This window comes from Parafrankia soli, from assembly GCF_001854695.1.
Taxonomy (GTDB): Bacteria; Actinomycetota; Actinomycetes; order Frankiales; family Frankiaceae; genus Parafrankia; species Parafrankia soli.
The window spans coordinates 1-19,626 of the sequence record NZ_MAXA01000282.1 but is presented as its reverse complement, the minus strand read 5'-3'; the positions used below and the strand labels follow the sequence as shown (position 1 = coordinate 19,626).

The following is a 19,626-nucleotide window of genomic DNA, read 5'->3' as shown; positions in this document are numbered from 1 at the left end:
GGGCTGAACGAGTCGATCCTTGACGCGGGATGGGGGGTGTTCCTCGCTGTGCTGCGCGCCAAGGCTGAAAGTGCCGGACGGACGGTCGTCGAGGTCAACCCCGCCAACACCTCCCGCACGTGTGCGGTCTGCGGGCACTGCCACGCCGACAACCGCAGGACACAGGCCGCGTTCACCTGTGTCGCGTGCGGGCATGCCGCGCACGCCGACGTGAACGCGGCGGTCAACATCCTTCGGGTCGGGCTGGCCCGTCAGGCCGACGAAGCGGCCTGAGAAGCCGACGGCTCCAACCGTCGGAGGAGTCACCTGCGTCTCCTTGGCTGATGGTCCACCTCCCGTCACGGGAGGTGGACAGGGATCTCCTGGAACGCCGCCGAGGCCGGAAAGATGCGTCATCGGCGCCTCCGCGCCTCGATCGCGTCCTCTCGCGCCGGCGCCGAAGCGGTACGGGAAGCCAGCCCTCCTGGGCATTAAACGCTGGTTCAGCATCACGGCTGCGTGGCGTCAACCAGAACGCGGGCAGGATCGCCGTTCACGGGGCGGGGCGGGGCGCTCGGAGGTCCCCGGTCCCTCCTCCGCTCCGTAGGGCCGACGGGAGACCGGCCTGTGCTGGTCCAGGCCTACTTGCTCGGTCTCCGGTGAAGCTTGTACGGTCGTTCAGTAACCCCGTGGAGACCACACTGATCCGTGCCGTGAACGAACACCTCGGCGGCGGCACCGTGAGCGAACCTGACGCCGAACGGAGCTGCTCACCGTCGTCCTCTACTAGACCATGGCCTGGTTCTTCCGTTCGCTGGAGATCGAGGTCGACCCGACAAGTCCGGAGCCGCCACGGCAATGAAAGCGTCACGGTTCGCCTACCATGCGCCGTCCACTCTTGCTGAGGCGCTTGCTCTGCTCGCCGAGCACGGTGACAGCGCGAAGGTCCTGGCCGGGGGCCAGAGCCTGATTCCCATGCTCGCGATGCGACTCGCCGTCTTCGACCACCTCGTCGACCTCGGCCGGATACCCGAGCTGGCCGGCATCGACCATCAGGGCGACACCGTCCGCATCGGTGCCGCCACCACCCACACCGCTGTCGAGTCGTCCGTCGACCTCGCCAGGACCGTCCCGCTGCTGGCCCGCGCCGCCCCGCTCATCGGCCACTTCCAGATCCGCAACCGGGGCACGGTCGGCGGCGCGATCGCCCACGCCGACCCCGCCGCCGAGTTCCCCGCGGTGGCGCTCGCCCTCGACGCGCAGCTGGAGACCGTCTCGCCGCGCGGGGCGCGCACCATCCCCGCCGAGAAGTTCTTCCTCGGCACCTGGAGCACCGCCCTCGCCGACGACGAGATCCTCACCGCCGTGAACTTCCCCGCCTGGCGCGGCAGGACCGGGCACGCCGTCGAGGAGCTCGCCCGCCGCCACGGTGACTTCGCGATCGCCGGCGCGGTCGTCGCCGTCGAGCTCGACGGCGACGACCGCGTCCGCCGCTGCGGCATCGGGCTGCTCGGTCTCGGCTCCACGCCCGAACGCGCCACCGCCGCCGAACAGGCCGTGACCGGCACTGCGGCCGGCGAGATCGACCCTGTCGAGGTCGGGCGGGCCGCGATGTCGACGCTCCAGTCCGTTCCGGCCGACCTGCACGGCTCGGCCGACTACCGCCGGCGCGTCGGGGCCGCGATGGTCACCCGAGCCTGGCAGCGCGCGCTCCGGGAGGCTCACGATGGATGAAGTACAGATCAGACTGCGCGTCAACGGCCTGGAGCGCCGCGGGCGGGTGGAGCCACGGCTGACGCTCGCCGACTTCCTGCGGGAGCACTGCCATCTGACCGGCACGCACCTCGGCTGCGAGCACGGGGTGTGCGGTGCCTGCACGGTGCTGCTCGACGGGGCGGCGGTGCGCGCGTGCCTCGTGCTCGCGGTGCAGGCCGAGGGCCGCGAGGTCACCACGATCGAAGGCCTCGGCACACCGGAGAACCTCTCGCCGGTACAGGTCGCCTTCCAGGAGAACCACGGCCTGCAGTGCGGGTTCTGCACGCCGGGTTTCGTCGTGTCGGTCACCGCCCTGCTGCGGGACAACCCCGACCCGACCGACGAGGAGATCCGCGCCGGCCTGTCCGGCAACATCTGCCGCTGCACCGGCTACCAGGGGATCTTCAAGGCGGTACGGGCCGCGGCCGGTAACACACCGTGATCGGCGGTCGGTCGCGCCGCCGCACGGGCGGGACGCCCGCGGCCCGGTCCCCGGGGGATGCCGTGGCGGTCGGCCGCCCGTTCCTGTCGATGCCGACCCTCCGCCCGGGGCCGGCCTGTCCACCGCTGTCCGCCCCTGGTCGTGGGCCCTACCTGCCTGTCGGTGAATGAGATCATGGATCTGAGCAACGAGTTCCGCGTCGACGCGAGCCCGGCCGTCACCTGGTCGGTCCTCACCGACCTCGAACGCATCGCGCCCTGCCTGCCGGGAGCCCAGCTTCAGGAGGTGGAGGGCGACGAGTACCGCGGCATCGTGAAGGTCAAGGTCGGCCCGGTCACCGCGCAGTACAAGGGCACGGCGACCTTCCTCGAACGTGACGAGGCCGCCCACCGGGCCGTCCTGAAGGCCGACGGCCGGGAGACCCGCGGCCAGGGCAACGCGTCGGCCACCATCACCGTGACGCTCGTCCCCGACGGCACCGGCACCCAGGTCAGCGTGCTGACCGACCTGCGCATCACGGGGAAGGTCGCCCAGTTCGGCCGAGGTGTGATCAGCGACGTCAGCGCCAACCTGCTTGGGCGCTTCGTCGAGTCCCTGGAGTCCACGGTGCTCCGCGGCGACACCACCACCCCCGCCTCACCCACCGCCGCGGTCCCCGGTCCCGGGCTCCCGCCGGCACCCGCCCCGGCCGCCCCCGGGGCACGCACCATCCACCAGCCCGAACCCGAGCCCGTCAACCTGTTCGACGCCGCCGGCTCACCGGTCGTCAAACGCCTCGCCCCGGTCCTCGTGGCCTTTGTCGCGGGCTGGTTGCTGAGCTCTCTGTTCCGCCAGGGTCGCGGCTGAGTTCCGCCTCTCCACTACCGTTCGAAGGGCGCCATGGGCAACCCCGCTGCCACGACAGCCACCGCCACGCCGACCGCCGCCCGTTACGCGGGCACCCGGGTGAATCGGGTCGAGGACCCACGACTGCTCACCGGGCAGGGAACCTACGTCGACGACGTGATGCGTCCGGGGATGCTTCACGCGTGCTTCGTGCGCAGCCCGTTCGCCCGCGCGCGCATCGTCGGCATCGACATCTCGGCGGCGGTGGAGCTGGAGGGCGTGCACGCGGTGTTCGTCGCCGCGGACCTCAACCCCGACATCCGCGAGCAGTGGTACGCGATCGTCGGCCGCGACAGCCCGGACACCCCGCGCCCGGCGCTCGCCCAGGACGAGGTCCGGTTCGTCGGTGATCCCGTCGCGCTCGTCATCGCGGACAACCGCTACATCGCGGAGGACGCCGTCGAACTGGTGGACGTGGAGTACGACCCGCTGCCGCCGGTCGTGTACTACGTCGACGCCCAGGAGTCGACGGAGCTTGTGCACGGGCAGTATCCGAACAACGTGGCCGGCCGGCTGGACAGCGGCGCGACGGATCAGGTGGACGAAGTGTGCGCCACCGCGGCGCTCGTCGTCGAGGAGACGATCTACCAGCAGGCGTACGCGCCCGTCCCGATGGAGACCCGCGGCATCGTCGTGGAATGGTCCGGCGGCGAGCTCACGATCTGGGCGGCATCGCAGTCGCCGCACGAGCTGCGGGCGTTCGCCGGGCGGCTCCTCGGCCTGCCGGAGCACCGTATCCGCGTGATCATGCGGGATGCCGGCGGTGGCTTCGGCCAGAAGGTCCTGGCTCTGCGCGAGGACATGTGCATGCTGCTCGTCGCGCGGAAGGTGCCGGCGCCGGTCAAGTGGATCGAGGACCGGCGGGAGAACCTCATGGCGGCCAACTCCGCGCRCCACGAGCACGGGGCCATGCGCTTCGCCTTCGACGAGGACGGCGTGATTCTCGCGGCGCAGATCGACCACGTCCAGGATGTGGGCGCCTATCCCACCCCGTGGCCGGTGGGCACCGCCGCCGCGGTCTGCCTGATGTTCCCCGGCCCCTACCGCGTCCCGGCCGCGGCCTGGTCGACGACGTCGGTGTTCTCCAACACGCTGGGTCGCAGCGCCTACCGGGGGCCGTGGCAGTACGAGTCCGTCGCCCGCGAGGTGCTGCTCGACGTGGCCGCGCGGCGGATGGGCATCGATCCCGTCGAGCTGCGCCGGCGCAACTTCCTGGCCCGTTCGGACATGCCGTACGTGAACCCGTGCCACATGCCGTACGACCACATGTCCCCGCGCGAGGTGTTCGAGAAGGCACTGGAGCACTTCGACTACGACGCGTTCCGCCGCGAGCAGGCCGAGGCCCGGGCGAACGGCCGTTACATCGGTATCGGCACCTGCAGCTACGTGGAGCCCACGACCTCCGCGATGGGCTTCTACGCGACGGAGGGCGCCACGGTCCGCGTCGAGCCGAGCGGCACGGTCAACGTGTATCTCGCCGGCGGCTCGACGGGCAACAGCCTGGAGACCACCGCCGTGCAGATCGCCGCCGACACGCTCGGCGTCGACATCAGCGACGTCAACACGATCCAGGGGGACACCGCGATCACGCCCTTCGGCGGGGGGACCGGCGGCAGCCGCAGCGGTTCGATGATCGCCGGCGCGGTTGGGGTGACCGCGGGCGAGCTGCGCGAGCGCATCATCGCCATCGCGGCGCACCGCCTGGAGGCGGCGGCCGAGGACATCGAGCTCGCGGACGGGCGGGCCACCGTGCGCGGCACCCCCTCGATCGGCCTGTCGCTCGCCGAGATCGCGAACCTGGCGTACTTCGATCCCGCCGCGCTGCCGCCCGGTGTGCAGCCCGGGCTGGAGGCGAGCGGCCGGTACCAGGCGCAGGCGCCGATGCTGTGGGCCAACGCCACCCACGTCTGCACCTGCGAGGTGGACACCACGACCGGGGTCGTCACCTTCCTGCGCTACCTGGTCAGCGAGGACTGCGGCCCGCGGATCAACCCGAGCGTCGTCGAGGGCCAGATCGACGGCGGGACCGTGCAGGGCATCGGCGGGGCCCTCTACGAGCACCTGGCCTACGACGAGGACGCCAACCCGGTCGCCACCACGTTCATCGACTACCTGCTGCCGACCATCGCCGAGGTGCCGCTCATCGAGCACGTGCACGTCGAGACTCCGGGGCCGGGCCCGGGGGGGTACAAGGGCGTCGGTGAGGGCGGCGCGATCGGCGCGCCCCCGGCCGTCATCAACGCGGTCGCGGACGCACTCGCGCCGTTCGGCGTCTCCGTCACCCGCCTTCCGCTCACGCCGGCGGCGATCGTCGCGCTCCTCGACGAACGGACGGCCGGATAGGAGACCGACACCGGGCCGAATGCCGGTCGTCGCCATTCGGGCGGTGCGGTTCGTCGCCGGGCGAGCGTCACCCTGGCGAGCCGGCGAAGTATCCCCGCAGGCCGCGCAGGGCCTCGTCGAGGAACTCCTCGATCGTCCTGTCCTCGTGTTCCAGCCATTGTTCGTAGGCGGACAGTGCGAGCGCGAGGGTGACCTGGCCCACGGTACGCGGCAGCAGGTCGTCCGCGGTCAGATCGTGACGTTCGGCGACGTAGGAGGCTATGACCTCGCGCCACCGCCGGTACTTGAGAACGGAGTGGGCCTGCAGCGTGGGTGTTCTGAGCAGCAGGGTCATCCGTTGCCGGTGCTGGGCCGCGGCCTCGTGGTCCACGTGGTTGAAGGCGAGCACCGCGCGGTGCACGGCCTCGTGGACGGGGATGTCACGGGGCATGCCGGCCAGGGACTTCTGCAGTTCGACGAGACTCTCGTCGAACTGCCCCCAGGGTATGTCGTTCTTGGACGGGTAGTACCTGAGCAGGGTCCTGCGCCCGACTCCCGCGGCGTCGGCGATCGCGTCCAGGGTGGTGGCGTCGAACCCCCGCTCGGTGAACACCGCGAAGGCCGCCCGCTCGATCGCGGCGTGATCGGTGACGGGTGGGCGGCCCTTCGGCCGTTTCGATGGGGTGGCCACGCGTACAAAATATGGGCGCTGTGACATCCGCGGGTCACGTCGGGTCTCCCGCTACGCCCGGGACGAGGGCGCGCCGTGATGCCCGTCGGCCGTCCGGGGTCGGGTCCCGCGTTCACAGCCGTGGCGCCGCGGGCAGGGGCGGGCGCAGGCGCCCGTCACTGGCGGCCTCGCCGCTGTGGATCAGCTCGCACACGTTGTCGACCATCCGGCGCAGGATGTGCTCTCCTTCCTGGGCGGTGGCGGCGGTCGGGTCGCCGAGCACCCCGGACGGGGCGACGGCGGCCACTCCGCCGGTGACCAGGGCGGGTAGCAGCTCGTCGAGGGAGGTGGTGTTACCGGCTGCCGCCCGGGTCATGTCCACCTGGTCGGGTGCCAGGTGGAGCATGAGCGAGGTCTCGGTGAACCCGGCGTGCGCGTCGGCGGCGTCGGCTTCGCACGGCACCCACGCCACGTCGTGCCGTTCCTCGCGCAGCTGGGTGACGGCTTCGGTGAGGCCACGCAGGTTGCCGCCGTGGGCGTTGACGAACACCACCGGGCCGGACCAGGTGGACATCGAGCGGATCAGCTCGACCAGTACCAGGTGCAGGACCGGGCCGCCGATGGAGATCGTGCCCGCGAACGACTGGTGCTCACCGCTGGCGGTGTAGGTGAGGGGTGGTGCGACCAGGACGGGTTCGGCGGGGCGCCGCCGGAGGAGGAGCTGCGCCGCGCCTTCGGCCACCGCGACCGCGATCGTGGTGTCGGTGACCAGGGGCAGGTGCGGCCCGTGCTGCTCGCAGGACCCCACCGGCACCAGGACGAGCGGCCTGCCGGCGATGTCGGTCCAGGCCTGCCCCGACAGTCCCGTCCGGCCCGCGTCCGTTCGTGCCGCGCCTGCCCGGCCCGTGTCCGTCCTGCCCGCTCCGGTGGTCATCGCGCGGGCGCCGCGCCGAGCGTGCGGGGGAAGCCGTCGGGTACCAGGACGTCGTCCGGGGTCAGTTCGTGGATGGAGGAGTGCCCGAGGGACAGCAGGGCGGAGTCGATGCCGTTGCGCAGGACGTCCAGGACGTTCTCGACCCCGGCCTGCCCGCCGGCGGCCAGGCCCCACAGGTAGGCGCGGCCGATCATGACCGCCCGCGCGCCGAGCGCGAGTGCCTTCACGACGTCCCCGCCCCGGCGGATGCCCCCGTCCATGAGCACCTCGACGTCGGTACCGACCGCGTCCACGACCGCGGCCAGGGCCCGGATCGGGGCCGGAGTGCTGTCGAGGTTGTTGCCGCCGTGGTTGGAGACCGAGATCGCGCTGACCCCGGCGTCGCGGGCGCGGCGGGCGTCGTCCACCCGGGAGACGCCCTTGAGCATGAACGGCCCGTCCCACTGCTGGCGCAGCCAGGCGATGTCCTCCCAGCTCGGCGGGGGTGTCTGCATCCATTCGCCGTACGCGCCGAAGAACACCGGGGCCTGCTGGCCGGGTTCGGCCAGGTTCGGCACGCTCAGGTCGGGAAGCCGTCCGGTGCGCAGGTACTGGAGCAGCCACGCGGGCCGGGACACGCCCTGGGGCGCCAGCTTGACCATGGTCTTCAGGTCGAGCCGCTCGGGGATCCACGGGCTGCCCCAGTCGCGGCTGTGCGAGAACGACCAGTCCAGGGTGACGATCAGGCCGACCGCTCCGGCCTGCCGGGCGTGCTCCATCCACCGGATCATCCAGTCCCGGGTGCCCATCCAGTACATCTGGAAGAACGTCTGCGGGTTGGCGGCGATGACGTCCTCGATCGGCTTGCTGGCGAACGAGGACAGGCCCATGGCGGTGCCCCGTGCCGCGGCGGCCCGCGCGACCGCCACCTCGCCGTCGGGGTGCACCGCCTGCACCCCGGTCGGGGAGATGACCACCGGTAGGGAGATCGGCTGGCCCAGGACCGTGGTCTGCTGATCACGCTTGGGGGACAGCCCCGCCACGTGCGGCGCGAAGCCGAGCTCGTCGAACGCCGCGGTGTTGTCCCGGTAGGACACGCCGGCCTCCGAGCCGGCCAGCAGCGCGCTGTACACCGACTTCGGCAGCCTGCGCCGCGCACGCCGTTGTGCCTCGGCGACCGACTCGAACCATGTGCTGCTCATGCTCCACCTTTCGCGGCGCTCCCACGGGAGCAGCCGAGTGCGATCTCGTCTCAGCCGGCGGGGGGCGAACCCGGCCAGCGGGCTCTCGGCACACGCCGAGACCGGCGGTGCCGCCGGCGCGCGCCGGAGCGGATCAGCCAGCGCGTCCTGCCCGCGGCCTCCTCCCGGCGAGGAGCCGCTGTCCCCGGCATGCGAGAACATTAATGACACTCGGGGCTAAAATGAAGCCCTGTCCCGAAATCGGGCGACCTGATCCCGCGGTTGCGTCAGGGCCAGGTTGGCGGGGCGCCCCGCGCGGTTCGCCGGTCGTATGTCCCTTGACGCGCGGATCCTGGTGGCACTAAACAGCTGTTTAGTGCGGTCGACGGTGCGTCACCAGCACTTCGAGCAGGGATGCGGAGGGGATCATGCCCGACGTCTCGATGATCATAGGCGGGGAGCGTCGAGCTGCCCGGTCGACCTTCGGTGTCGTGAACCCGGCGACGGGCGAGGTCCACGCGCAGGCTCCGGACTRCACCGCGGAGCAGCTGGACGAGGCGTTCGACGCCGCGGCGAAGGCCTTCGTCGGCTGGCGCGGGGACGAGGACGCGCGTCGGGCCGCCCTCGCCGAGGCCGCGAATCGACTCACGGCCTCGGCGGACCAGATCGGCCCGGTCCTGACCGCCGAGCAGGGCAAGCCCCTGAAGTCGGCGAAAAGGAAGGCGTTCGGAGCCGGCTACTGGCTCAAGTACTTCTCCCAGCTGGAGATACCTCGAGAGGTCATCCAGGACGACGCCCGTGCCCGCGTCGAGGTCGTGCGCCGCCCGGTGGGGGTCGTCGCGGCCATCACCCCGTGGAACTTCCCGATCATGCTGGCGACCTGGAAGATCGCGCCTGCGCTGCTCGCCGGGAACACGATGGTGCTCAAGCCGTCACCGTTCACGCCTCGCAGCACCCTGCTGATGGCCGAGATCCTCAGCGAGGTGTTCCCGCCGGGCGTGCTCAACGTCGTGTCCGGGGGAGACGAGCTGGGTAGGTGGATGACCTCGCACCCCACCCCGCGCAAGATCAGTTTCACCGGGTCGATCGCGACCGGCAAGCACATCGCCGCCTCGGCGGCCCCAGACCTCAAGCGCCTCACCTTAGAGCTCGGCGGCAACGATCCCGCGATCCTGCTCGATGATGTCGACCCCGCCGCCATCGTGGAGAAGCTGTTCCGGGGCGCCTTCGACAACAGCGGGCAGGTCTGCTCCGCCATCAAACGCCTCTACGTCCCCGAGGCGCTGCACGATCAGGTCGCCGACGCCCTCGCCGCCCGTGTCGCGGCGGCCAGGGTCGGTGACGGCATGGATCCGGACACCGAGCTCGGGCCGGTCCAGAACCGGCCGCAGTACGAGCGGGTCGGCGAGCTCGTGGCCGACGCGCTCGCGGGCGGCGCGACCGCGCTCACCGGCGGGGCCCCGGTCGGTGGCCCCGGCTACTTCTTCCAGCCCACCGTGATCACCGGGGCGGTGGAAGGCACCCGGATCGTCGACGAGGAACAGTTCGGCCCGGTGCTGCCGATCCTCCCGTACCGCGACGTCGACGAGGTCGTGGCCCGGGCCAACGCGACGACCTTCGGACTCTCGGGGTCGGTGTGGTCCGCGGACCCCGACCGGGCCGGCGCCGTGGCCGAGCGGCTGGAGTGCGGAACCGCCTGGGTCAACGCCCATGTCGCCCTCGGGCCTCACCAGCCTTTCGGTGGGGCGAGGTGGAGCGGACTCGGAGTGGAGAACGGCCCCTGGGGACTGGCCGGCTACACCGACATCCAGGTCCAGCACCGCGCCAGAGGCCGAGGCCGCCGTCAGACTGGCCGGCACGTTCGACTGCTGTCATGGCTCGCTGCCGGCCTCCGTCGAGGTTTCGAAACGCTGCAACAACCGTTCCACGAGAGCCAGTGCCTCGGTGTGGCCGTCGGTGATCCCGAGCATGTCCTCCGCCACGAAGCCACGGCTGACGACTCCGATCATGAACAGGATGATGGTGGGTGAGACCTGGGCCGGGTCGACTCCGCACTCCTCCAGCCGGCTCGAGAGGAGTTCGGTCTGCAGGCGCCGGAACTGCTTCGCGTACTCCGCGATCTCCTGGCGGATGCTCTTGCGGTGGTTCGCGAGCGCCATGAACTCGGTCAGCAGCGACGTGCCCGCGGGCTCGATGCTGGACTCCCACAGTCCGCGCAACGGTTGAGGTGATGTCAGGACGCGTCTCTGACGTTCGAGGTTCTTCTCGGCGCCGCGCCGGAAGAGAGCGAGGAACAGGTCATCCAATGTCGGGAAGTAATAGTGGATCAGTGCGGGTGTGACGCCGGCCGCGCTGGCCACACTGCGTGAGCTCACCGCGGCGTAACCCTCGTTTCGCATCAGTCGTTCGGTGGCGTCGAGCAGGAGCACGCGAGTCTTCGAGCTCTCGGTGCCGGTACGGCGTGGCGTGGTCATGTCCTCATTCTGGTTGATGCCGGCACGCAGCCATGCTGAACTTTTGTTCAGCGCGACGTGGGGAGAGTCTCACCGATCCGGCGCAGCTGGGTCGATCGTCCCGATGGCTGCCCCGGCGAGCCTCCGGCGCACGCCGACGTCCCCTGACGGTGGGTGACAGGCGAGGGTGGCGGTGTGACCTGCCGCGCGATCGCTCGCTGGTAATCCCCGACAAAGATCGCGGAGAGGGCTCCCCTGGTATCCCTTATCAGGATCCGGTGTTCTGCACGGCGGCAAGGGACGGGCTTGGCCGACCGTGCCAGAAGATTGCCAGGTCGTCACGGGCCYGGGTTGCGGCCACGAACAGCAGGGATGCGGCTGCGGTCGCTCGTTCGGAGGACTGTCCTCGCACCGTGCGACGACAACCGCGATGGTCCGCGACATCGCCGTGCTGACGCGCGGCTCCTACCTCGATGCACTACGGGCGAGTCTCGTCGACCAGGGCTGGGTCACCGTGTCCGCTGATTCACTGGCTGCCGGGATGGCTCGACTCGTCCATGGCTGGCCCGTCGGTGCCGTGGCGGAACGCAGACTCGACACCGGGGGTGCCTGGCGGATCGTTGATCCGAAGATGCCCGCGGTCGGTGCGGAATGGACCACCATTACCGGCGCCAAGGTCATGCTGGACCCGAAGACCAAGGGTTTGCACAAACCGTGCGCCGCGATGAAGCTTCTGCCCGCGCTGCCCGAGCTGAAACCCGTAGGAAAGCCCGTCGAGTACGTTCACATGAGTGAGATGGTGTTCATCGGAGAGAGCGTGGAGGTCTTCGACGACCCGGACGGCCCCAAGGACGCGGACTACCGCGAGATGCGGGTCTGGAAGGGCACGGGCGCCAGCTGTTCCTGGACCGCTCACTCCTGCCGCCCCTGCGAGGCCCGCATTCCGTACCTGATCTGCGACGTCCCCACCAACATGATCGGAGAACCGGCCGGCTGAGGAGCCCGCCGGATAGTCGCACATCAGCCCGGCAGAGCGCCGTGGCCCGGGCGCAGGAATCCGCTGACGTGACCCCGGCCGTGCTCATCATCTGCAGGTCATGTCGGCGCCGTCCATACGATGAAGCCCATGAACGCGGGTGACGGGGCGGCCGGAGCGGAGTCTCGAACCAGCGCCGAGCCGGAGGTGCTGGTCGTCGCCGATGCCGCGGCGTGGCGGGCATGGCTGGACGTGAACGAGGCCGTCTCCGACGGGGTGTAGCTGTTGCTGGCGAAGAAGGGCACCACGTCTCCGACCTCGCTGAGCTACGACCTCGCGCTCCAGGAGGCGTTGTGCAGCGGCTGGATCGACGGGCAGAAGAAGAGCATGGATGCGATGACCTTCCGGCAGCGGTTCATCCCACGCCGCAGGGCCTCGCTGTGGTCCGAGCGGAACATCGGCCTCGTGACGCGTCTGACGGAGGAAGGCCGGATGCGTCCCGCGGGCACGCCGAGATCGAGGGCGCGAAGGCGGACGGACGCTGGGACCGGGCCTATCCGGGAGCTGCGAGGGCGCAGGTCCCGGATGACCTGGCGGCCGTGCTGACCGCCTCATCGGCTGCGGCGTCGGCGTTCGCGGGTTTGAACGGCCGTAACCGTTATGCGGTCCTGCACAGGATCATGACCGCGCCGAGTCCGTCGAGCCGGGCGAATCGCCTGGCGACGCTCGTCGGGATGCTCGAACGTGGCGAGACGCCTTACCCGCAGTGACCGGGCCGGATGTCGCGGCCTGCGTGACGACGACGTGATGCGGCTGCACCCGGACCTTGACCGCGGCGATCCGGTACCCCATCTCGCGCAGCCGCTCGACATCCCGGCGCACCGTGGCACGACCTGGCTGACCGTGAGGTCCGCGGTCCGCAGCGAGATCTCCCTACGATCTTCTGGGTGATCTCTGGAGCCTTCTTGAGATCCTCAATTGATCCTTGGGTCGGGGGAGTCATACCAGGCAGGTGCGCACCTCCGCGCCGTACTCACGTGTCGATCAGTAGCTGGTCGCGTGCGGTAGCGAACAGTTGCTGTTGGGCCGCCAGCTTCGTGGGCGTGGCAGCGGTGTCGAAGAGCAGCTGGTAGACATGGCCTGCTTTGCCCGCGACGAACAGCTCGACACGCTTACGGGGTTCGGCCTGGCCGGCCCAGTGATAGTCGATTTCCAGCCAGAGGGCGTCCTTGCCGCTCTGCCGGGTCGGGTGGGTGACGACCGTGAGGTCGGCCATGGAGGACTCGGTCGTGTCGCGGTACCAGGCGAGCTGTCCGGCAGAGGCAGCCTCGGGCGTCGATCCATACGAGGTGTCCCGCTTGACGCTCATGGCGTGGCCCTCGTTCGGGGAGTGCCAGGTGCTCTGGAGATCGTTGTCGACCACCTGAGTCCAGCCGTCCGGAACGGCGAAGGTGACGCTGAGACCGGGTGCGCTGACACGGCGCCAGCCACTTGGCAACACGGGCGGAGGAGACGCCTCCGGACCGGTCGGCGTGGTCGACGTGGATGAGGCCGGTGCGGCCGGCGTCTCGGAAACGCCCGAGGTCACGGGGGCACCGGCACCGTAGGCGAGGGACTGGTTAAGTGATGAACCACCGGTGAGCGGTACTCCGAACACCGCTAACAGAAGACCAGCCACGGCGACAATCGCCGAGACCAACGCGGCGATTTCCCCACACTCATCCGCTGCCCCGCGTCACCCGGACTATTCACTTGGCTCCCCCGCCCCCTATATCGCCTGCGCCATGGTGACATTCAACCGCGCGGTCCACACCCAGTTCACCTTCCAGGAATCCCGCCACCGCCTGGCCCGCAAGATCTTCCATGGGCAGCGCGGGGAACTGCGCCAGGCCTACCGGGAAGGCCAGGAAGACCAGCTCGGCGCGCTGGGCCTGGTCCTCAACGCTGTCGTGCTGTGGAACACCCGCTACCTCGCCGCCGCAGCCGCACTGGCCGGGCACCTCCGCCAGATCGTCGTCGGCCAGGGGAGCGGGATCAGTCACGGGACCGATGATCCCGCGCGTCCCGCACCGGCGGTGTGGGCCGGAGCTGGCCGCGTACGAGGAGGGCTTCGTCACGGCGTGCGCCGCGACGGCACGAGGCACCGTGTGCGCCGTCCGGGACCCGGATACCGCGCACCCGAGCGCCCCGAAACCGCCGGCGCTGTGGCAAGTTGCCGAATGAACGTGGCCTGGTGTCGGAACCGCGCGAGTCGTGGGATGCCGAGCCCGTCCTATATCCAGGTGAGCCGGTGAGCACCGGGCGGGGAAAGGCCGGCGGCTCCGGTCGGACTGCCGGAGCCGCTACGGCTGCGCACCCTCCGCCGGCGGCTCGATGATGAGCTCCGGCATCCAGCCGCCCGCCGACGTGGCCAGCTCCTCGACGAAGTCGTCATCGGTACCCCCCGCAACAGCGGGGCTGGTACGAGGCCGAAAAAGTGGTATCCGCCCCACGCCGCCAGCAGCATGACGGTGGTCGGGTGGTCCTTCCGCGGCAGCGGCTCGCCCTGGCTGGTCAGCGCGGCGCCGAGTGTGTCACGGATCTCGGGAACGCGATCGCCCTCGTTCAGCAGCAGACGGAACAGCCGGTCGAACCGGCGAATGCCGCGGAACATCCTTCGCGGGACCAGAACCTTTGCCTGCTGCGGGTCGTCGACCACGGGCATCGGTTGCCGGTCAGTGGCCGAAACCAGCACAGAATTGGCCGGACATGCAAAGACGGCCAAGGGCGTGCCGGCGATGATGAGCCGGCAGGGCACCGTCGGCGAACTCGGGAAGCAGGCGGCATCGGCCGGCGAAGCCGGCAAACGGCGCCGCCCGGGCCCGGTGCCGTTGTCGTATGCAGAGTTCCGAGCGCGTCATCGCGGCGGTCCGGCGGACTCCGTGACGGGCGACGACGAAGGTGGGTGCGCATGGCTGACTTCACGGGCCACCATTCGTGGGTCTCGGCCGCGGTCTCAGCGGTGGAGCACGACCTTTGCCCAGGAGGCGCGGCGCGCTTCGTCGCCGTCGCGCCGTCGCGGGCAGCGGCCGGTTCCAGATGAAGCGGGTCGCCGTGGTGACGGGCGGTGCGTCGGGGATGGGGCTTTCCATCTGCCGGCATCTCGCCGACCGGGGCCACAGAGTCGCCGTGGTCGATCGCAACGGTTCGGCCGCGCGGCAGGCCGCGAAGGAGCTGGCCGCGGACGGGGCGGAGGCGTTGGCGTGCGAGGTCGACGTCACCAGCCGTCCGGCCGTGGAGAACGCGCTGAGCCAGGTCCGCGAGGAGTTCGGCCCGGTGGAGATACTGGTCACGAGTGCGGGGCTCGCGGCGTTCGAGCCTTTTGTTGAAATCACACTCGAGTCCTGGAACAGGGTGATCGAGGTGAATCTTACCGGGACTTTCCACTGCGTTCAGGCTGTGATCCCTGATATGGTCGCGGCGCGGTGGGGTCGTATCGTGACCCTCTCGTCGTCAAGCGCTCAGCGGGGTTCGCCCCGCATGGTCCACTACGCCGCGTCCAAAGGTGCCGTCATCGCCATGACGAAGGCCCTCGCGCGGGAGTACGCGTCGTTCGGGATCACGGTGAACAGCATCCCGCCGTCGAGTATTGACACACCGATGTCCCGCAGCGCCCAGGCGGCCGGCGACCTGCCGGACAGCGGGGTCCTGGTGAACGCGATCCCGGTGGGCCGGCTGGGGACGGGTGATGACATAGCCGCCGCCTGCGCCTTTCTCTGCTCCGATGACGCCGGTTTCATCACCGGCCAGGTCCTCGGGGTGAACGGCGGGAGTGTCATGTGACGGCGGGCCCGATGCCGCGCCGACCCCCGTACCGCCACCTGGCAGCCGTGCCCGACAGAGCCGACCCACAGGCCGACCCACCGAGCTGACCCGGAGCCGGATCCGCGTCCGGCAGCGGACCCACCCGAAACGGAGGAATGACTGTGGCACGATGGCCGAAGCCGGCTGAGGGAAGCTGGACGGAACACTACCCGGAGCTGGGAACCGGGCTGGTGTCGTACGAGGACTCGATCTCGCCCGATTTCTACGCGCTGGAACGGGATGCGATCTTCAGGCGTGCCTGGCTGAACGTGGGCCGGGTCGAGCAGTTACCGCGCAGCGGGAGCTACTTCACCAAGGAGATCGAGGCCGCCAGGGCCTCGATCGTCGTCGTGCGCGACAACGACGGTCAGGTCCGGGCCTTCCACAACATCTGTCGCCATCGCGGCAACAAGCTGGTGTGGAACGACTTCCCGCGGGAGGAGACCGCCGGTAGCTGTCGCCAGTTCACCTGCAAGTACCACGGCTGGCGGTACGGCCTGGACGGCGCCGCCACCTTCGTGCAGCAGGAGGGCGAGTTCTTCAACCTGGACAAGAAGGACTTCGGCCTCGTCCCGGTGCACTGCGACGTCTGGTCCGGATTCATTTTCGTCAATCTGGCGAAGGAGCCCGAACAGTCGCTGCCCGATTTCCTCGGCCCGATGGTCACCGCGCTCGGCGGATATCCGTTCGACACGATGACCGAGCGCTTTTACTACCGCGCTGAGGTCGGCGCGAACTGGAAGCTGTTCATGGACGCCTTCCAGGAGTTCTACCATGCGCCCATTCTGCACGCCCGGCAGACGCCGTCGAAGTTCTCGACGGCGGCGCAGCAGGCGGGGTTCGAGGCGCCGCACTACCGCATCGACGGCCCGCACCGGCTGGTCAGCACGGCCGGTATCAAGGCGTGGGAACTGGATCCGGAGATGCGCAAGCCGATGGAGGACATCACCCGCAGCGGCCTGTTCGGGCCCTGGGACGAACCGGATCTCGGCGTCGAGAAGATGCCGGCGGGTCTCAACCCGGCCGGCTGCGAGCCGTGGGGTCTGGACTCGTTCAATCTCTGGCCGAACTTCGTGATTCTGATCTGGGCGGGTGGCTGGTATCTCACCTACCATTACTGGCCGACGTCGCACAACACGCACACCTTCGAGGGGAACCTGTATTTCGTTCCCTCCCGGAACGCGCGGGACCGGGTTGCCCGCGAGATGGCCGCGGTGACCTTCAAGGAGTACGCGCTGCAGGACGCCAACACGCTGGAGGCGACGCAGTCGATGCTCGAGTCCCGGGCTGTCGCCGAGTTCCCGCTGAACGACCAGGAGGTTCTCTGCCGGCACCTGCACAAGGTCGCGGCCGACTGGGTCGGGGAATACCAGCACAACGGCGCGGGGGCGTGAGCCCGATGCCGACCCTGCTGCCGGGCGAGTTCGCCGATCTCGAGCCCTACGCCACGGTCTGGTGCCTGGCGACGGAGGCCGAGCGCTACGGGAGACGGCTCGCCGGCTCGATGCCGGAGATGCAGGAGTTCTACGACGCGATCACCCCACGCGCCGAGGCCGCGATCGCGTACTGCGACCGTTTTCCGTTGGACGAGATGCCGGAGACGGCACTGAACCTCCTGCACCTGCTGTACTCGATGATCAGCGTGTCCTTCGCGGTCGAGGCGTGGAAGCAGCCGCGGATTCCCGATTCCGGCGCCGCCGCGGTCGACTGCGTCATCGAGCCGGTCCCGTGACCGGCGTACCTGGTGCTACCGGCGTGACCGTTCTGCGCGCGGCGCGCTGGGTCGACGTCGACGCGGGGACGGTGCGGTCGCCCGCGGTCGTGGTGGTCGAGGGGAACCGCATCACAGCGGTGAACCCGGCCGCGCCGCCCCCCGACGCGACCGAGATCGATCTGGGCGATCTCACCCTGCTGCCGGGCCTGATGGACATGGAGATCAATCTCCTCCTCGGTGGCCCCGAGAACCCGACGGGCCTGCCGAACCCGCTGCACGGCGTCCAGGACGACCCGGTGTACCGGACCCTGCGGGCGACGGTGAACGCCCGTACCACGCTGCTGGCCGGTTTCACGACGGTGCGCAACCTCGGGCTGATGGTCAAGACCGGTGGGTACCTGCTGGACGTGGACCTGGCCCGGGCGATCGAGGCGGGCTGGGTGCAGGGACCCCGGATCGTGGCCGCCRGTCACGCGATCACGCCCACCGGCGGGCACCTCGACCCGACGATGTTCCAGCGGCTCGCGCCGCACATCATGCCGCTGGGCGTCGAGGAGGGAATCGCCAACGGCGTCCCGCAGGTGCGCGCGGCGGTCCGCTACCAGATCAAGTACGGCGCCGGGGTCATCAAGATCTCGGCGTCGGGCGGGGTGATGTCGCACAGCACCGCCGCCGGCGCGCAGCAGTACTCCGACGAGGAGATCGCGGCCATCGTCGACGAGGCCCACCGGGCGGGGCTCAAGGTGGCTGCCCACGCCCACGGCGACGCGGGCATCCGGGCCTGTGTCCGGGCCGGGGTGGACTGCATCGAGCACGGCTCACTCGCCAGCGACGACACCATCCGGATGATGGTCGACCACGGGACCTTCCTCGTCCCCACCAGCTATCTGTCGGAAGGCCTCGACATCTCGAAGGCGCCGCCCGCGCTCCAGGCGAAGGCCGCGGAGGTCTTCCCCCGGGCTCGGCGGACGCTGGGTAGGGCCATCGAGGCCGGGGTGCGGATCGCGTGCGGCACCGACGCGCCCGCGATCCCGCACGGGCACAACGCGAAGGAGCTGTGGGCTCTGGTCGACCGCGGCATGACCGCGATGCAGGCGCTGCGGGCCGCCACGGTCACCAGCGCCGAGCTGATCGGTGTCGATGACCGCGGCCGCCTGGCGGCTGGTCTGCTGGCCGACATCATCGCGGTTCCCGGAGATCCATCCGATGACATCACGGCCACGCAGGACGTGCGGTTCGTGATGAAGGACGGTCTCGTCTACAAGAACGAGTAGTACGGGCGTGGCGCTGGACCAGACCAGACGACCGGACCGCGGCCGGCTGGTTCCAGCGCCACCTGGCTCACATCTGGGAGCAGAGCGTCGCGAGGAAAGCCTGTGTCCGCCGCTGGGACTCGACGCGCTCGGCGCGGTCGGCTCCGAGCGCGACCACGCGGGCCGCGAGGTCGGTGACTCCCGCGTCGCGGAAGCCGCGCAGGCGTTCCACGATGGCGGATTCGTCGCCGACGGCCATGACGTCGCCGACGTCCCTGGCATCCCCGTGGTCGAGGAGCCGCTTGTAGTTGGGCGAGTAGTCGGCGTGCCCGAGGACCTCGTTCGCCGCGGAGCGCGCGGCGTCGACCTCGCCGGCGGGGCACAGGGCGACCGGAACCCCGGCGACGATGCGCGGTGCCGGTCGCCCGGCGTCGGTCGCGGCCTTCGTGATGCGCGGGACGACATAGTCGCCGATGGCCCGCTCGTCCGCCATCCAGAGAATGGTTCCGGAGGTCTGCTCGCCGGAGATGCGGAGCATGACCGGTGCCAGCGCCGCTATCAGGGTCGGCGTCGGGACGAGGTCGGTGACGTCGAGCGGGCTGTGTACCCGGTAGGTGTCGTTGTCGACGTCGATCCGCCCCGGCCCGGCGAACGCCGCGTTCAGCACCTGGAGGTAGTTCCGCACCAGGTGGGCGGGGCGTTCGTAGGAGAGGCCGAGCTGGTCCTCGATGATCCAGTGGTGTGACGGCCCGATCCCCAGCGTGAAACGCCCCTCGCAGACCGCCTGGGTGGACAGCACCTGCTGGGCCATGACGACCGGATGGCGGGTCTGGACCGGCACGACCGCGGTGCCCAGCTCGATGCGACGCGTCGCCTGGCCCATCAACGTGACCACGGTCAGCGCGTCGAAGTAACCGGGAATCTGCGGCATCCACATCGAGGCGAAGCCCGCCTCCTCCGCGCTCTGGGCGTCGGCGATGAAACCGCGCACCCGCTCCCGGTACTGCCGGTCCCTGTCGGAACCGATCATCAGGCCGATTCGCATGGGTGCCTCCTGGGATCTGGGACGGGGATTACCCGGGACAAGGTCGCTATGTCACTTCTCCTTCGACAGCGGTCCTGGGCGAACAGCGGTCACTGGTGAATCAGCGGTCGTTGGTGAAGAGGAATGCCTGGGCGAGCGGGCCGCCGCCGCCCGTGACGAGGCCGACCTCGGCGTCGGTGACCTGCCGGGTGCCGG

General features: G+C 70.0%; 19 protein-coding genes and 2 pseudogenes. 15 read left to right on the top strand and 6 right to left on the bottom strand.

The window, feature by feature from the left end; all coding sequences use genetic code 11:
• From BBK14_RS33790 to BBK14_RS33770, 5 genes are all read left to right on the top strand, one after another.
• On the top strand, window positions 1-273 hold a 273-nt coding region (locus BBK14_RS33790), incomplete at its 5' end, for an RNA-guided endonuclease InsQ/TnpB family protein (protein WP_131802493.1).
• A gap of 564 nt (window positions 274-837) precedes the next feature.
• A complete protein-coding gene (locus BBK14_RS33785; protein ID WP_071067190.1) occupies window positions 838-1,713 on the top strand; it encodes an FAD binding domain-containing protein in 876 nt (291 codons plus the stop codon).
• Entirely contained in the window at window positions 1,706-2,176 is a 471-nt protein-coding gene (locus tag BBK14_RS33780) for a (2Fe-2S)-binding protein (protein ID WP_071067189.1), read from the top strand. Before BBK14_RS33785 ends, BBK14_RS33780 begins: the two co-directional genes overlap by 8 nt.
• Window positions 2,177-2,350: 174 nt before the next feature.
• The gene (locus BBK14_RS33775) at window positions 2,351-3,022 is read left to right on the top strand and encodes an SRPBCC family protein (RefSeq protein ID WP_071067188.1); all 672 of its coding nucleotides are present in this window, start codon (window positions 2,351-2,353) and stop codon (window positions 3,020-3,022) included.
• Between the two features lie 33 nt (window positions 3,023-3,055).
• Window positions 3,056-5,404, top strand: a complete 2,349-nt coding sequence (locus BBK14_RS33770) for a xanthine dehydrogenase family protein molybdopterin-binding subunit (protein WP_071067187.1) — start codon at window positions 3,056-3,058, stop codon at window positions 5,402-5,404.
• A gap of 67 nt (window positions 5,405-5,471) precedes the next feature.
• Here the strand turns inward: BBK14_RS33770 and mftR are convergent, their stop codons facing one another.
• The 3 genes from mftR to mftD all read right to left on the bottom strand — a co-directional run bounded on the left by mftR (window position 5,472) and on the right by mftD (window position 8,168).
• Window positions 5,472-6,074: a mycofactocin system transcriptional regulator gene (gene mftR / locus BBK14_RS33765; protein WP_235013678.1), complete on the bottom strand. Its 603-nt coding sequence runs from the start codon at window positions 6,072-6,074 to the stop codon at window positions 5,472-5,474.
• A gap of 112 nt (window positions 6,075-6,186) precedes the next feature.
• Window positions 6,187-6,987 carry a mycofactocin biosynthesis peptidyl-dipeptidase MftE gene (gene mftE / locus BBK14_RS33760; RefSeq protein WP_071067185.1) on the bottom strand — a complete coding sequence of 267 codons (801 nt, stop codon included), beginning with the start codon at window positions 6,985-6,987 and terminating at the stop codon, window positions 6,187-6,189.
• Window positions 6,984-8,168 carry a pre-mycofactocin synthase MftD gene (mftD, locus tag BBK14_RS33755; protein WP_071067184.1) on the bottom strand — a complete coding sequence of 395 codons (1,185 nt, stop codon included), beginning with the start codon at window positions 8,166-8,168 and terminating at the stop codon, window positions 6,984-6,986. Before mftD ends, mftE begins: the two co-directional genes overlap by 4 nt.
• 407 nt (window positions 8,169-8,575) lie before the next feature.
• Here mftD and BBK14_RS33750 point away from each other — a divergent pair.
• Window positions 8,576-9,946, top strand: a pseudogene (locus BBK14_RS33750) (aldehyde dehydrogenase family protein); the annotation flags it as partial.
• Between the two features lie 72 nt (window positions 9,947-10,018).
• Here the strand turns inward: BBK14_RS33750 and BBK14_RS43110 are convergent.
• A complete protein-coding gene (locus tag BBK14_RS43110; RefSeq protein WP_071067183.1) occupies window positions 10,019-10,621 on the bottom strand; it encodes a TetR/AcrR family transcriptional regulator in 603 nt (200 codons plus the stop codon).
• 295 nt (window positions 10,622-10,916) lie between these two features.
• Between BBK14_RS43110 and BBK14_RS33740 the strand changes: the two genes are divergently transcribed.
• From BBK14_RS33740 to BBK14_RS37945, 4 genes are all read left to right on the top strand, one after another.
• Window positions 10,917-11,597: a DUF7715 family protein gene (locus BBK14_RS33740; RefSeq protein ID WP_420849212.1), complete on the top strand. Its 681-nt coding sequence runs from the start codon at window positions 10,917-10,919 to the stop codon at window positions 11,595-11,597.
• A gap of 129 nt (window positions 11,598-11,726) precedes the next feature.
• A complete protein-coding gene (locus BBK14_RS43105; RefSeq protein WP_275078533.1) occupies window positions 11,727-11,858 on the top strand; it encodes a hypothetical protein in 132 nt (43 codons plus the stop codon).
• On the top strand, window positions 11,819-12,346 hold the full coding sequence (locus BBK14_RS33735) for a YdeI/OmpD-associated family protein (RefSeq protein WP_241832066.1): 528 nt from the start codon (window positions 11,819-11,821) through the stop codon (window positions 12,344-12,346). Before BBK14_RS43105 ends, BBK14_RS33735 begins: the two co-directional genes overlap by 40 nt.
• Window positions 12,321-12,527 carry a hypothetical protein gene (locus BBK14_RS37945; protein WP_131802492.1) on the top strand — a complete coding sequence of 69 codons (207 nt, stop codon included), beginning with the start codon at window positions 12,321-12,323 and terminating at the stop codon, window positions 12,525-12,527. Before BBK14_RS33735 ends, BBK14_RS37945 begins: the two co-directional genes overlap by 26 nt.
• 82 nt (window positions 12,528-12,609) lie before the next feature.
• Here BBK14_RS37945 and BBK14_RS33730 read toward each other — a convergent pair whose 3' ends face one another.
• Window positions 12,610-13,164 carry a hypothetical protein gene (locus BBK14_RS33730; protein ID WP_198541510.1) on the bottom strand — a complete coding sequence of 185 codons (555 nt, stop codon included), beginning with the start codon at window positions 13,162-13,164 and terminating at the stop codon, window positions 12,610-12,612.
• Window positions 13,165-13,405: 241 nt separating this feature from the next.
• Between BBK14_RS33730 and BBK14_RS36385 the strand changes: the two are divergent.
• From BBK14_RS36385 to BBK14_RS33700, 5 genes and pseudogenes are all read left to right on the top strand, one after another.
• Window positions 13,406-13,555 (top strand): annotated as a pseudogene (locus BBK14_RS36385) (Tn3 family transposase); the annotation flags it as partial.
• 1,099 nt (window positions 13,556-14,654) lie between these two features.
• Window positions 14,655-15,398 (top strand): SDR family NAD(P)-dependent oxidoreductase, encoded by a 744-nt coding sequence (locus BBK14_RS33715; RefSeq protein ID WP_071067178.1) that lies wholly within the window; start codon window positions 14,655-14,657, stop codon window positions 15,396-15,398.
• 143 nt (window positions 15,399-15,541) lie between these two features.
• Entirely contained in the window at window positions 15,542-16,813 is a 1,272-nt protein-coding gene (locus BBK14_RS33710) for an aromatic ring-hydroxylating oxygenase subunit alpha (RefSeq protein ID WP_071067177.1), read from the top strand.
• A gap of 5 nt (window positions 16,814-16,818) precedes the next feature.
• Window positions 16,819-17,151, top strand: a complete 333-nt coding sequence (locus tag BBK14_RS33705) for a hypothetical protein (RefSeq protein ID WP_071067192.1) — start codon at window positions 16,819-16,821, stop codon at window positions 17,149-17,151.
• A gap of 23 nt (window positions 17,152-17,174) precedes the next feature.
• The gene (locus tag BBK14_RS33700; RefSeq protein WP_071067176.1) at window positions 17,175-18,407 is read left to right on the top strand and encodes a metal-dependent hydrolase family protein; all 1,233 of its coding nucleotides are present in this window, start codon (window positions 17,175-17,177) and stop codon (window positions 18,405-18,407) included.
• 67 nt (window positions 18,408-18,474) lie between these two features.
• On the opposite strand, the gene BBK14_RS33695 is transcribed toward BBK14_RS33700, so the two are convergent.
• Window positions 18,475-19,431, bottom strand: coding sequence for an LLM class F420-dependent oxidoreductase (locus BBK14_RS33695; RefSeq protein WP_071067175.1), 957 nt, complete (start codon window positions 19,429-19,431; stop codon window positions 18,475-18,477).
• Window positions 19,432-19,626: the final 195 nt, after the last annotated feature.

Excerpts from the sequence above, each read along its gene's own strand:
- BBK14_RS33715 (WP_071067178.1), top strand. The coding sequence starts at position 14,655 with ATGAAGCGGGTCGCCGTGGTGACGGGCGGTGCGTCGGGGATGGGGCTT.
- BBK14_RS33705 (WP_071067192.1), top strand. The coding sequence starts at position 16,819 with ATGCCGACCCTGCTGCCGGGCGAGTTCGCCGATCTCGAGCCCTACGCC.
- mftD (WP_071067184.1), bottom strand. The coding sequence starts at position 8,168 with ATGAGCAGCACATGGTTCGAGTCGGTCGCCGAGGCACAACGGCGTGCG.
- BBK14_RS43105 (WP_275078533.1), top strand. The coding sequence starts at position 11,727 with ATGAACGCGGGTGACGGGGCGGCCGGAGCGGAGTCTCGAACCAGCGCC.
- BBK14_RS33695 (WP_071067175.1), bottom strand. The coding sequence starts at position 19,431 with ATGCGAATCGGCCTGATGATCGGTTCCGACAGGGACCGGCAGTACCGG.
- BBK14_RS33735 (WP_241832066.1), top strand. The coding sequence starts at position 11,819 with ATGGCTGGACGTGAACGAGGCCGTCTCCGACGGGGTGTAGCTGTTGCT.
- BBK14_RS33785 (WP_071067190.1), top strand. The coding sequence starts at position 838 with ATGAAAGCGTCACGGTTCGCCTACCATGCGCCGTCCACTCTTGCTGAG.
- BBK14_RS33775 (WP_071067188.1), top strand. The coding sequence starts at position 2,351 with ATGGATCTGAGCAACGAGTTCCGCGTCGACGCGAGCCCGGCCGTCACC.
- mftE (WP_071067185.1), bottom strand. The coding sequence starts at position 6,987 with ATGACCACCGGAGCGGGCAGGACGGACACGGGCCGGGCAGGCGCGGCA.
- BBK14_RS43110 (WP_071067183.1), bottom strand. The coding sequence starts at position 10,621 with ATGACCACGCCACGCCGTACCGGCACCGAGAGCTCGAAGACTCGCGTG.
- BBK14_RS33780 (WP_071067189.1), top strand. The coding sequence starts at position 1,706 with ATGGATGAAGTACAGATCAGACTGCGCGTCAACGGCCTGGAGCGCCGC.